At 68.4% G+C, this 12,201-nt stretch carries 13 protein-coding genes; 2 read left to right on the forward strand and 11 right to left on the reverse strand.

Features of this window, described 5'->3' with window-relative positions:
• The first annotated feature begins 6 nt into the window (after positions 1 to 6).
• Complete coding sequence (locus GGR04_RS03095) at positions 7 to 138, forward strand: DUF2474 domain-containing protein (RefSeq protein ID WP_183197744.1); 132 nt, start codon at positions 7 to 9, stop codon at positions 136 to 138.
• A gap of 4 nt (positions 139 to 142) precedes the next feature.
• Here GGR04_RS03095 and GGR04_RS03100 read toward each other — a convergent pair whose 3' ends face one another.
• The 11 genes from GGR04_RS03100 to cyoA all read right to left on the reverse strand — a co-directional run bounded on the left by GGR04_RS03100 (position 143) and on the right by cyoA (position 10,687).
• Positions 143 to 1,612, reverse strand: a complete 1,470-nt coding sequence (locus tag GGR04_RS03100; RefSeq protein WP_183197746.1) for a UdgX family uracil-DNA binding protein — start codon at positions 1,610 to 1,612, stop codon at positions 143 to 145.
• A gap of 150 nt (positions 1,613 to 1,762) precedes the next feature.
• A complete protein-coding gene (locus GGR04_RS03105; RefSeq protein ID WP_183197748.1) occupies positions 1,763 to 2,035 on the reverse strand; it encodes a hypothetical protein in 273 nt (90 codons plus the stop codon).
• Between the two features lie 199 nt (positions 2,036 to 2,234).
• A complete protein-coding gene (locus GGR04_RS03110; RefSeq protein WP_183197750.1) occupies positions 2,235 to 3,101 on the reverse strand; it encodes a type 1 glutamine amidotransferase in 867 nt (288 codons plus the stop codon).
• Positions 3,102 to 3,197: 96 nt separating this feature from the next.
• On the reverse strand, positions 3,198 to 3,464 hold the full coding sequence (locus GGR04_RS03115; protein WP_183197752.1) for a GlsB/YeaQ/YmgE family stress response membrane protein: 267 nt from the start codon (positions 3,462 to 3,464) through the stop codon (positions 3,198 to 3,200).
• A 132-nt stretch (positions 3,465 to 3,596) separates the two neighbouring features.
• Entirely contained in the window at positions 3,597 to 4,133 is a 537-nt protein-coding gene (locus tag GGR04_RS03120; protein WP_183197754.1) for a response regulator transcription factor, read from the reverse strand.
• Complete coding sequence (locus GGR04_RS03125) at positions 4,120 to 5,532, reverse strand: ATP-binding protein (protein ID WP_312857389.1); 1,413 nt, start codon at positions 5,530 to 5,532, stop codon at positions 4,120 to 4,122. Before GGR04_RS03125 ends, GGR04_RS03120 begins: the two co-directional genes overlap by 14 nt.
• Complete coding sequence (locus GGR04_RS03130) at positions 5,529 to 6,341, reverse strand: SURF1 family protein (protein ID WP_183197756.1); 813 nt, start codon at positions 6,339 to 6,341, stop codon at positions 5,529 to 5,531. Before GGR04_RS03130 ends, GGR04_RS03125 begins: the two co-directional genes overlap by 4 nt.
• Positions 6,338 to 6,754 carry a cytochrome o ubiquinol oxidase subunit IV gene (gene cyoD, locus GGR04_RS03135; RefSeq protein WP_183197758.1) on the reverse strand — a complete coding sequence of 139 codons (417 nt, stop codon included), beginning with the start codon at positions 6,752 to 6,754 and terminating at the stop codon, positions 6,338 to 6,340. The genes GGR04_RS03130 and cyoD overlap by 4 nt, the downstream gene beginning before the upstream one ends.
• Positions 6,751 to 7,386 (reverse strand): cytochrome o ubiquinol oxidase subunit III, encoded by a 636-nt coding sequence (gene cyoC, locus GGR04_RS03140; RefSeq protein ID WP_183197760.1) that lies wholly within the window; start codon positions 7,384 to 7,386, stop codon positions 6,751 to 6,753. The genes cyoD and cyoC overlap by 4 nt, the downstream gene beginning before the upstream one ends.
• 3 nt (positions 7,387 to 7,389) lie before the next feature.
• Positions 7,390 to 9,393, reverse strand: coding sequence for a cytochrome o ubiquinol oxidase subunit I (gene cyoB / locus GGR04_RS03145; protein ID WP_183197761.1), 2,004 nt, complete (start codon positions 9,391 to 9,393; stop codon positions 7,390 to 7,392).
• Positions 9,394 to 9,433: 40 nt separating this feature from the next.
• The gene (cyoA, locus tag GGR04_RS03150) at positions 9,434 to 10,687 is read right to left on the reverse strand and encodes a ubiquinol oxidase subunit II (protein ID WP_183197763.1); all 1,254 of its coding nucleotides are present in this window, start codon (positions 10,685 to 10,687) and stop codon (positions 9,434 to 9,436) included.
• A gap of 178 nt (positions 10,688 to 10,865) precedes the next feature.
• Between cyoA and GGR04_RS03155 the strand changes: the two genes are divergently transcribed.
• On the forward strand, positions 10,866 to 12,197 hold the full coding sequence (locus GGR04_RS03155) for an MFS transporter (RefSeq protein ID WP_183197765.1): 1,332 nt from the start codon (positions 10,866 to 10,868) through the stop codon (positions 12,195 to 12,197).
• The last annotated feature ends 4 nt before the right edge of the window (positions 12,198 to 12,201 follow it).

Here is a 12,201-nt window from a genome sequence, read left to right on the forward strand (position 1 = left end):
CCGGCGATGAGCCCCACACCCTTCGCCCGTCTGCCGCCACGCCTGCGGCAGATCCTCTGGTTCGTGGCGCTCTGGTGCGCAGGCATCGTGACGCTCTCGGCCGTGGCCTACCCGATCCGCTGGGTGCTGCTCGGCTGACGCGTCAGACCGCGATTTCCGGTACGTAGGCCTTCACCCGGCCCATGTCCTCGGCGAAGGCAGCGCGCTCGCGGGCCTGCGCCTCCGGGTCGGGCAGACGCAGGATGTAGGCGGGGTGGACGGTGACGAGGAGCTTCGTCGCGCCGTCCGGCAGGTCGATAAGACGCGAACGCGTGTCGCGGATCGTCACCGTGCGCCCGAGCACGGACGCCGCGGCGGTGGCGCCGAGCGCCACGATGAGCTTGGGGCGTATGAGCTCGCGCTCCTGCTCCAGCCACCAGCGGCAGACCTTCACCTCGCCCATGTTGGGCTTGGCGTGGATGCGCCGCTTGCCGCGCGGCTCGAACTTGAAGTGCTTCACGGCATTGGTAACGTAGGCCTGGGAGCGGTCGATGCCGGCCTCGGCCAGCGCCGCGTCGAACACCTTGCCCGCCGGGCCGACGAAGGGCTCGCCCGCGAGATCCTCCTGGTCGCCCGGCTGCTCGCCGACGAAGATCACCGGCGCGTCCGCCGGACCTTTGCCGAAGACGGTCTGCGTCGCCGGCTCCCAGAGCGGACAGGCCTTGCAGTGGCGCGCCTGCTCGCGCGCCTCGTCCAGATCGTCGGGGGCCTTGTTGAACCCGTTGAAAGCGGGGACCGCTGTCTTGGCCATGTCGTTTCGCTCGCTCTGCCGTTCGTGTCGCAAACTCGGCAGGGTCGGCGCGGTTTCGATCATGCGGCGCGAGGCCGCTTCCGCGCCGCGGATCAAAGGCTCGATGAGCACGGCCTCGGGCAGGTTGTGCCAGTATTTCTTCGGCATCTCCGCCTGCATCGCCTTCACCTTCAGCCGCGCGGGGTTGAAGATCGAGGCGTAGTAGGTGAGCCAGAGCGCCTCCATGTCGTCGTCGGCGGGCTTCTGCGAGGGGTCGGCGCCGGGAGCGAAGACAAGGTCCGCCCCGTCCCAGTGCACCGAGCGCTTCGGCGTCAGGATCGACCAGAGCATGCCGGGAAAGCGCCGCATGAAGAAGGGCGCGGTCAGTTCCACCACATGGTGGAAGGGCTCGAACCACGCGATGTACTGGCGTTCCCCGTTCACGTCCTCGATCTCGCGGAAGCGCACGAAAGCCTTCATCTTGTGGCTGTCGCGGCGCACCGCCTTTTCCATCTCCACCGCGTGGGCCGTGTCGGGGTCGGACACGATCTCGAGCAGCTTCTTCTCGCCCTGCAGGCGCCAGAGCAGGCGATAGGCGAAGGCGAAGCGCTCCGCGTCGGCATGGCAGACGATCTTGCGGGCAAGATCGGGAAAGGCCTTCGGCACCGTGAAGGGCGCGGCGTCGGCGGGGCGGTCGGGCAGCGGCTCGGCGAAGAGCGTGCCGGCCTCGTCGCCGATCGTGAAGCTCAAGTCCTCGGGCGCGACGCCTAGCGCGAAGGCGGTGCGCGCCGCCTCGCGCCAGCCCTCGAAGTCGGCGGGGTGGTCGAGACGGGCAACGAACATCGGACGAGAACCTCGGGTACGCGGGAGAACGCCAGCCCGAACGCGCGAAGGCCGGGCTTCCGGTGAGAAGCCCGGCCTTCGCCGGATGGTTCCGCAGCGCTCGTCAGGCGCGGTGTCGCATCACGGAGCCTCCCGTCGGCGGAGGGCGCCTTAGTTGGCGGACGGCTTGGCGTCGGCGGAGCCCTCTTCGCCGTCGTCCTCGTCCTCGTCTTCCTCGCCGAACGGGTAGGACTCGATCATCTGCTCGACGTCCTCGTAGATCTCGTCGAGGAACTCCATCGCGCCTTCGGCGTCATCGGTGCCTTGCGTCACGAGCATCGCCATCTGGATCTTCAGGATGCTCGCGACGTCTTCGAGATCCATGCCCTGGAAGAGCGTGGCGATCTTTTCGGAAATGTCGTCGGTCTGCGCTTCGGTCAGCATGTCGGGTCTCCGGTAGGGATGTCACAGAAAGGCGGCCGGTCGCCCGATGTTCCGGCGGGATGCGTCGCCGGGTTCCCGCCGCCGTCGGGACGACGGGAATCGAGTCCGGCGCGGCCGGTTCTAGCAGAAACGCCGGCGAGGGCACCCTCCCCGTCGCGAACGAGCCGCACTCTTTCCGGGCGTTCGGCAAGGCAGGGCCTCAGGCGACGGCGCGGGGCGTCTCGCGCCGGCAGGGTCGCACGAGATGGTCGATGAAGTTGTGGATCTCGGTCATTCGCCGCCGCGGCTGCGTGATCTCCTCGTCGAGCCCGAGCTGCCAGGCAAGGTCGCGCCGGTCCGGCGCGTCGCCAAGCGCAGCCAGCCGGGCGGCGAAGCGTTCGAGATCGCCTTCGTCCTGTGCCAGTCCTTCCTCGAGGAGATCGTCCTTCTCGCGCAGGAGCGCGGCAGCGATCTCGCCGAGCGTCAGCTCGGGATGGTACTGGACGCCCCAGAAGACGCCGCCCTCGAAGCGGATCTCGGCGGCCTGCACCGGCGTCGTGCGTGTGCTGGCGAGGACGAGGCTTCCCGGCGGCAGTTCGGCGATCTCCTGCGAATGCATAGCCGGCGCGTCCCAGGCGATCGGGCGGCCCGCGAGAAGCGGGTGGTTCCGGCCCGCCTCGGTCGCCACGATCCCGCGGGCGAAGCCCGCCTCCAGGCGCGGCTCGCGCGTTCGCGCCCGCCCGCCGGCGGCAACGGTGGCGATCTGCAACCCCGCGCAGGAGCCGAAGGACGGCACGCCCGAACGATACACGCCCCGCATGAAGGCGGCGGCCGAGCGCGTCACGGCGCTGTCCTGCGTCATGTCGATGGGCGAGCCTGCGAAGACAACCGCGTCGTAGCCGCGGAACGTCTCGGCGGACGGCACGGGCGTGCCGTCGACGCAGGAGACGAGGTCGCAGACGCATCCCGGCTCGATGTCGGCCAGCGTCTGCGCGTAGGTTTCGTCGGACGCGGCGCCGACGGCTTGCCGGCGCTCCGCCCGCTGGTCGGGCGTTTCGCTGGCGACGACGAGAAAGCGCAAGGGCAAGTCGGAATCCGATCGAAGGAGGAGATGACGCAGGTAGGCGACGAATGTGCCGAGCCCATGCGCCGTCTCGTCACATCGCCGTGCAGCCCGCGTTTCTCAGCGCCGGATCTCGCGGCCACGCACGGCGCGCACGATGGCGATCAGGATGCAGGCGCCGACGAAACCCGCGACGAGATAGCCGATCCAGCCGCCGAACGAGACGCCGACGATGCCGAAGAGGAAGCTGGCGATCGCCGCGCCGACGATGCCGAGCACGATGTTGAGAAACACGCCGGTCTCGCGCCCCATGAAGCGGTTGGCCAGCCAGCCGGCGAGGCCGCCGATGATGATGGCCGCAATCCAGCCGACGCCTGCATCGTTCATGATCTCGTTCCCTTGCGGCCCGGCTCTCCAGCACGGGCATCCTTCACTTGCGGCCAGAATGAGCGGGCGCCCCGAGGGTTCCCACCCCGGGCGGCCGACGTGATGGTTCGGGCACGCAGGACCGCGCCGGCGCTACTTGACCTGCCGCTTCTCGAGCTTGCGGGCCAGCGTGCGCCGGTGCATGCCGAGGCGGCGCGCGGCCTCGGAGATGTTGAACTCGGTCTCGGCGAGCACCTCGTGGATGTGCTCCCATTCCAGCGTCTTGATCGAGGTCGGGCGCTCCGTCAGCGGCACCCGCACATCGCCCGCCGCCTTCGAGAAGGCGGCCTCGATGTCGTCGGTGTTGGAGGGCTTGGCGAGATAGTGGCAGGCGCCGAGCTTGATCGCCTCCACGGCCGTCGCGATGCTGGCGAACCCCGTGAGCACCACCACCAGCGTCGCGGGATCGTGGGCATGGAGCGCCTTGACGCAGGCGAGCCCCGACGCGGTGCCGAGCTTCAGGTCCACCACCGCGTAGCCCGGCGTGCTCTGGGCGAGCAGCGCGTCCAGCGCGTCCGGCGTCGCCGCCACCTCGACGCGGTATCCCCGGCGCTCGAAGGATCGCTTCAGCGAGGCCGCGAAGACCGCGTCGTCGTCGACCACCACCAGATGACGCTCAGGCTCGCTCATCGTCGTCCTCCCCGTCTTCGTCCTCGACGTCTTCGTCCTCGATCGCCAGCGTCGCCAGCGGCAGGCGAAGCTCGACCTCGGCGCCGCCGCTCTCGCGGTTGCGCACGCTGACATGCCCGCCGAGCTTGCGCACCACGTTGAACACCAGAAACAGCCCGAGCCCCCCGGCGCGGCGATCCTTGGTGGACTGATAGGGTCGCCCGATCTGCGCCAGGATCTCGGGCGGAAAGCCCGGCCCCTCGTCGACGACGCGCAGCACCAGCGTCTCGCCGTCGCGGTGGGCCGTGAAGCACAGCCAGCCGGGCGAGGCCTCGACGGCGTTGTCGAGGACGTTGAAGACGCCTTGCCGCAGGGTGGATTCGGCGACGATCGCCCAATCCTCGTCCACTTCGTTGGCGTAGACGAAATTGACGCCGGGGCGCGTCGCCCGCCAGTCGGCGGCGAGCCCGTCGAGAAAGCGGAAGAGCGTGGTGGCCCCCGCCGACTCGCCCCGCGCCTCGCCGGCCGCCAGCAGCACGCCGGTGACGATCGACTTGCAGCGCGCCACCTCGGCCCGCATCGCGTCGATCTCGCCCGACAGCTCGGGATCGGCGGTGAGCGCGGGCATGCGCCGCCAGTCGCCGAGGATGATGGAGAGCGTCGAGAGCGGCGTGCCGAGTTCGTGCGCGGCGCCGGATGCCAGGAGACCCATGCGCACGATATGGTCCTCCTCGGCCGCCGTCTGGCGAAGATGCGCGAAGCGCGCGTCGCGCTCGCGCGCGTTGCGGTTGATCCGCGTCACGAAGACGACGAGCAGCACCGAGTTGATGACGAAGCAGACGAGGAGGCCCATCGTCTGCGGGGCGAGGACGCCGGTTCCGGCAACGTCGAGCAGGTCGAGCGGACGATGGAAGCGCGTCAGCCCGGCAAAGCTGACGATCGCGAGGCCAACGAGGCAGCCGATCGACCAGGCTTCGAGCAGCACGGCACCGAGCGTCACCTGCAGCAGGAACAGCGCCGTGAACGGGTTCTGCGCGCCGCCGCTGAGATAGAGCTGCACGGTGAGCGCGGCGACGTCGAAGACGAGCGCGGTGAAGAGTTCGCCGTTGGTGACGTGCGTCCGGCTGTAGAGGCGCAGCAGCGAGACGAGATTGAGCGTCACCAGCGCCGCGATGACGAGACCCATCGGCAGCAAGGGCAGCGACGCGCCGAAGCCGTAGGCGACGACCAGGATGCTGACGATCTGGCCGGCCACCGCGAACCATCGCAGCTGGATGAGAAGGACGAGGTTCTTGCGCCCCGCCAGATCCTCGTCGCGCGTCAGCGCCCTCGCCGCGCCCCGCCCGCCGCGAGGGCGCAGGTGCTCGAGCAGCCGGGCGAGCGGCGCCGTGGCGACAGCGTCAGGTTCGGGGGCGCTCACGGCACGCGCTCCGCAGGCGAGCCGGCATCGCCGCGCTCTCGCCGCCGGGCATCGCGCCGGAGCCAGAGGCCGGCGCCGGCGAGCATCGCCGCCAGCGTGTACCAGGTGAGGGCGTAGACGAGATGATGGTTGCGGAAGGCGACGACCGTGAGCCCGCCGACCGGCGCATCCGGACCCGCGCCGGGAACGCCGGCCGCGTCCGCATCGACGAAGTAGGGCGCGACCTCTTCCAAACCCTGCGCCCGCGCGATGGCGGCGACGTCTCGTGAATACCAGCGGTTGCCGGCAGGATCGTTGCCGCGCAGGAAGCCGCCGCCGGGCTCGCTCAGGCGAAGAAGCCCGATCACCGTCACCGGACCGGCCGGCGGCTCGACGCCAAGCGCGCGCCCGCTCAACGGATCGCGGCGTTCCGTCGGCACGAAGCCGCGGTTGACGAGAAGGGTCGTGCCGTCGCCCGCGCGCAGCGGCGTCAGCACCCAGAAGCCGGCGCCCCGCTCGGTCAGCGCCTGCGTCAGCACCTGGTGCTCGGGGAGGAAGGTGCCCTCCAGGCGCACCCGCCGGTACTCGTCGGCGGCGGCGTTCATCCTCGGCCAGTCGGCCGGCCCGGGGGACGGCACGGGGGGGGCCGCGAGACGCGACTCGACGCGGGCGACGAGGTCGGTCTTCCAGGCGATGCGCTGCACCTGCCAGGTGCCGAGCACCAGCAGCAGCACGAAGACGAGCGCGCCTGCCGCGGCGAGGGCCAGCCGCCCCTTGCGCGGGCGGCGCGGCGCGGCAGACCGCTCCGCCCGCCAGCGGAGCTGTGTCACGGCATCTGGCTCATGTCGTGCGTCATGATGCCGGGCTGCATGCCGGGCATCATGTTCGTGTTGAGGTGGTACATGACCCAGAGCGAGCCCGAGATCGTGATGATCACCAGCACGAGCGTGAAGATCAGGGCCAGCATGTTCCAGCCCCCTTCCGACTTCGTGTTCATGTGCAGGAAGTAGACCATGTGGACCACGATCTGCACCACGGCGAAGCCCATCACCAGGAAGGCGGTGATGCGCGGGTTCGAGAAGACCTCGCCCATCACCAGCGCGAACGGAATGGCGGTGAGGATCGCGGCCAGCACGAAGCCGGTGACGTAGTCCTTACGCGTGCCGTGCCCGACCTGGTGCTCGTCGGCGAGCACGTGGACCTGAGCCTCGCCGCTCTCGGTGGTGGCGGTCTCGGCGCTCATTGCAGCACCCCCAGAAGGTAGACGAAGGAAAAGACGCCGATCCAGATGACGTCGAGGAAGTGCCAGAACAGCGACAGGCACATCAGCCGGCGCCGGTTCTCGGGGTGCAGCCCGCGCTGCGCCACTTGCAGCATCAGCACCACCAGCCAGACGATGCCGAAGGTGACGTGCAGGCCGTGGGTTCCCACCAGCGTGAAGAAGGCCGACAGGAAGGCCGAGCGCTGCGGCCCCGCCCCCTCGTGGATGAGATGGGCGAACTCGTAGAGTTCGAGCCCGAGGAAGGCGAGGCCGAAGAGGCCGGTGACCGCAAGCCAGCCGAGCGTCCCCGCATTGTTCTCCTTCTCCATCGCCAGCATGGCGAAGCCGTAGGTGATGGAGGAGAAGAGCAGCATCGCGGTGTTGATCGCCACGAGCGGCAGGTCGAAGAGGTCCGCCGGCGTCGGGCCGGCGGCGTAGGAGCGCCCGTAGACGCCGTAGCAGGCGAAGAGGACCGCGAAGATGAGACAGTCGCTCATCAGGTAGATCCAGAAGCCGAGGAGCGTGCCGCCCTCGGCGTGGCCGTCCTCCTCGGCGACGTAGAACTTAAGATCCTCGGCTTGGGTGGCGGCGACGGTGCTGGTTGCGTTGGCCATTGGTCAGGCGCTCGCCATCAGGGCGCGGGTGCGCCGGTTCTCTTCCTGCACGACGTCCTCGACCGGAATGTGGAAGTCGCGGTCGTAGTTGAAGCTGTGCACGATGGCGACGCCGACGATCGCGGCGAAGGAGAGCGCCGCCAGCCACCAGACGTACCAGATCATGGCGAAGCCGAAGGCGACGCTGAGGACGGCGAGCACGAGGCCGGCCGCGGTGTTCTTGGGCATGTGGATGGCCTTGAACCCCTCGACGGGCCGCTTGTAGCCGCGACGCTTCATGTCGGAGAAGGCGTCGTGATCGTGGATCATCGGCGTGAACGCGAAGTTGTAGGCCGGCGGCGGCGAGGCCGTGGACCATTCGAGGGTGCGCCCATCCCAGGGATCGCCGGTGGTGTCGGCCAGCTGGTCGCGCCGCACGAAGGCCATCACGATCGACAGGATGAACGAGGCGATGCCGCAGAGCACGAGGAAGGCGCCGACGGCCGCGATCACGAACCAGATCTGCAGCGAGGGATCGTCGAAATGCTGCATGCGGCGCGTCACGCCCATCAGGCCGAGCACGTAGAGCGGCATGAAGGCGAGCCAGAAGCCGGTGAGCCAGAACCAGAAGCTCATCTTGCCCCAGAACGGGTCGAGCTTGAAGCCGAAGGCCTTCGGGAACCAGTAGACCGTGCCCGCGAACATGCCGAACAGGACGCCGCCGATGATGACGTTGTGGAAGTGGGCGACGAGGAAGAGCGAGTTGTGCAGCACGAAGTCGGCCGGGGGCACCGCGAGAAGCACGCCCGTCATGCCGCCGATGGTGAAGGTGACCATGAAGCCGACCGTCCAGAGCATCGGCACCTCGAAGCGGATGCGGCCCCGATACATGGTGAACAGCCAGTTGAAGATCTTCGCGCCCGTCGGGATCGAGATGATCATCGTGGTGATGCCGAAGAACGAGTTGACGCTGGCGCCCGACCCCATCGTGAAGAAGTGGTGCAGCCAGACGAGGTAGGAGAGGATGGTGATGACGACGGTGGCGTAGACCATCGAGGCGTAGCCGAAGAGGCGCTTGCCCGAGAAGGTGGACACCACCTCCGAGAACACGCCGAAGGCCGGCAGGATGAGGATGTAGACCTCGGGGTGGCCCCAGATCCAGATGAGGTTCACGTACATCATCGGATTGCCGCCGAGATCGTTCGTGAAGAAGTTGGTGCCCACGTACCGGTCGAGCGTCAGCAGCGCCATCACGGCCGTCAGCACCGGGAAGGCCGCGACGATCAGGACGTTGGTGCAGAGCGAGGTCCAGGTGAACACCGGCATCTTCATCATCGACATGCCCGGCGCGCGCATCTTGACGATGGTCACGATGAGATTGACGCCCGACAGCAGCGTGCCGACGCCGGCGATCTGCAGCGCCCAGATGTAGTAGTCGACGCCCACCCCCGGCGAGTAGGCCGCGCCCGAGAGCGGGGGATAGGCCAGCCAGCCGGTGCGCGCGAACTCGCCGACGAAGAGCGACATCATCACGGTGACGGCGCCGGCTGCCGTCATCCAGAACGAGAAGTTGTTGAGGAACGGAAACGCGACGTCGCGCGCGCCGATCTGCAGCGGCACCACGAAGTTCATCAGGCCGGTGACGAAGGGCATCGCCACGAAGAAGATCATGATCACGCCGTGCGCGGTGAAGATCTGATCGTAATGGTGCGGCGGCAGGAAGCCTTCGGTCTGACCGAAGGCCATCGCCTGCTGGGCGCGCATCATCAGCGCGTCGGCGAAGCCGCGCATCAGCATGATCAGCGCCAGCACGATGTACATGATGCCGATCTTCTTGTGATCGACGCTGGTGAACCAGTCGCGCCAGAGGACGCCCCAGAAGCGGAAATAGGTGATGGCGCCGAGCAGCGCGGCGCCGCCGAGCGCCACCACCGCGAAGGTGACGAGCAGGATCGGGTCGTGCAGCGGGATGGCGTCGAGCGTCAGGCGCCCGAAGATCAGCTGCTGGAGATCCGTATTGGCAAACATGGGAAACCCGTTCGTTCGCGTCTGGCCGTTTCGGGCGGACTTACTGGTTCAGCTGGGTGGGCGCGGGCGAGGATTCGCCCGTTTCGGTCGAGGGCCGGGGCGGCGGCGCCGGTGCGGCACCCATTCCCGGCATGGCGTCGTGGTTCATGCCGGGGATGGAGTGCCCGCCATGGTCGGCGTCGTTGCCGACCGGACCGCTGGCGTCCGGCTGCATGCCTTCGGGCTGGTCGGCCGAGCGGGGCGTGCGGTCGGTGGCCGGGAAGGTCGCGCCCTGCGCCTCGGCGTTGCCATGGCCCGCGCCGTAGCCGAAGCCGTCGAAGGCGCCGGCCCGGTCGTAGATCAGCCGCTCGCGGTTGGCCTCGTGGTTTTCGGCAACGCCCCCGGACATGTCGACATGCATCATCTCCTGCATGCACATCTTGCCGGGCTGGACGCACATGCCGAGGATCGCCTGATACAGGCCGCCGTCGACGGAGCCGAAATAGCGCACCGGATCGTTCTCGCTGGGCGCTGCGACGTTCATGTAGCCGGTGCGGTCAAGCGGCTGGCCTTCGGCCTTCACCTTGGCCACCCAGGCGTCGAAGTCGCCGGCCGAGAGCCCGTGGAACTTGAAGCGCATGCGCGAGAAGCCCGGCCCGCTGTAGTTGGCCGAGAAGCCGTCGTAGACGCCGGGCTCGTTCATCACGGCGTGAAGCTTCGTCTCCATGCCGGGCATGGCGTAGATCTGGCCGGCGAGCGCGGGGATGAAGAACGAGTTCATGATCGCCGAGGAGGTGATCTTGAAGTTGATCGGCGTGTCCACCGGCGCCGCCAGCTCGTTGACCGTGGCGACGCCGAGCTCGGGGTAGATGAACATCCACTTCCAGTCGAGCGCGACCACCTCGACGGTCAGCGGCCTGGTCTCCTGCGTGACGGGGCGCGCGGCGTCGATGCGCTCGAGCGGGCGGTAGGGATCGAGGAGATGCGTCGAGATCCAGGTCAGCGCGCCGAGCGCGATGATGATGAGCAGCGGCGCCGTCCAGATCAGCACCTCCAGGCCGGTGGAATGATGCCAGTCGGGATCGTAGGTCGCGGCCTTGTTGGAGGCGCGGTAGCGCCACGCGAAGAGCAGCGTCGCCGCGATCACCGGCACGATGATGAGGAGCATGAGGAGCGTCGACACGACGATGAGGTCGCGCTGCTGCGTGGCGACGTGCCCGGCGGGCGACATCACCACCATGTTGCAGCCGCCCAGAAGGGCGAGAAGCGGAAGCATCCCGAGGATGCGCAGGAATTTGCCTGGCAAGACGACCATCCGAGCTCCAGTGCGATTGCCGCCATGTACGGTCTCGCCTTCCGGAATGGGATTGGACGTTTTGTCCAACCCGCAACCGTTTGACGGTGACCGGCCATGCACCCTATGCCCATATAGCAGAACGGCGGACGGCACCACGCGGCGCGGCTTCGCCCCGGACGGCAGGAGACCAAGCGGCATGACCACGGCAACCCAAGGCAAGGCCTCGTCGACGCAGCTGGAGAACGATGCGCGTCAGGTGTCGTCGGACGGGCACATCTCGCCGGCCGAGATCGCCATCGGCGTGGTGATCGGCCGCGCCTCGGAGGCCTTCGACTTCTTCGTCTTCGGCCTCGCCTGCATCCTCGTCTTCCCCGCCCTCGTCTTTCCCTTCGCCGACCACCTGACGGGCACGCTCTATTCCTTCGCCATCTTCGGCCTCGCCTTCGTGGTGCGTCCGTTCGGAACCGTGCTCTTCACCGAGATCGACCGGCGCCACGGGCGCGGCGTCAAGCTGACGATCGCGTTGTTCCTCCTCGGCGGCTCCACCGCCTTCATCGCCTTCCTGCCGGGCTACGAGACGATCGGCGCCTGGTCGATCGTGGCGCTCGCCGTGTTCCGCGCCGGCCAGGGCTTCGCGCTCGGCGGCGCCTCGGACGGTCTCGCCTCGCTCCTCGCGCTCAACGTGCCCGAGAACCGCCGCGGCTGGTACGCCATGGTGCCGCAGCTCGGCGGCCCCATCGGCTTCATCCTCGCCAGCGCGCTCTTCGCCTTCTTCACGCTCAACCTCGCCACCGAGGACTTCATCGGCTGGGGCTGGCGCTATCCGTTCTTCGTCGCCTTCACGATCAACGTCGTGGCGCTCTTCGCGCGGCTGCGCCTCATCGCGACCGAGGAATTCGTGCAGATGTACCAGCGCCGCGACCTGGTTCCGGTGCGCGTCGCCGACCTCTGGCGCGTCCAGGGCCGGGCCATCATCCTCGGCGCCTTCGTGCCGCTGGCGAGCTTCGCGCTCTTCCACCTCGTGACGATCTTCCCGCTCTCCTACATCGACAACTTCTCCAACCGCGCGCCCGGCGAGTTCCTGCTGATCCAGACCGGCGGGGCGGTGGTCTGCCTGATCTGCACCATCCTGTCGGGCACGGTCGCCGACCGCATCGGTCGCCGCCGCCTGATCGGCATCTGCGCCGTCGCCATCGCGGCCTTCTCGGTGGTGACGCCCTTCCTTCTCGGCGGCGACATCGCGGGACAGACGGCCTTCGTCTTCATCGGCTTCGCGCTTCTGGGCTTCGCCCACGGCCAGTCGGCCGGCGCCACCGCGTCGAACTTCTCGAGCCAGAACCGCTACACCGGCTCGGCGCTCACCACCGACTTCGCTTGGCTGATCGGCGCCGGCTTCGCGCCGCTGGTCGCACTCGGCTTCTCGTCGAGGTTCGGGCTCGCGGCCGTCGGCCTCTACCTCCTGTCCGGCGCGGTCTGCACGCTGCTGGCGCTCGCCTACAACAAGCGGCTGGGATTGCGGGACGCCTGAGCCG

Origin of the sequence: Aureimonas pseudogalii, from assembly GCF_014196835.1 — a bacterium.
GTDB classification, from domain to species: Bacteria; Pseudomonadota; Alphaproteobacteria; order Rhizobiales; family Rhizobiaceae; genus Aureimonas; species Aureimonas pseudogalii.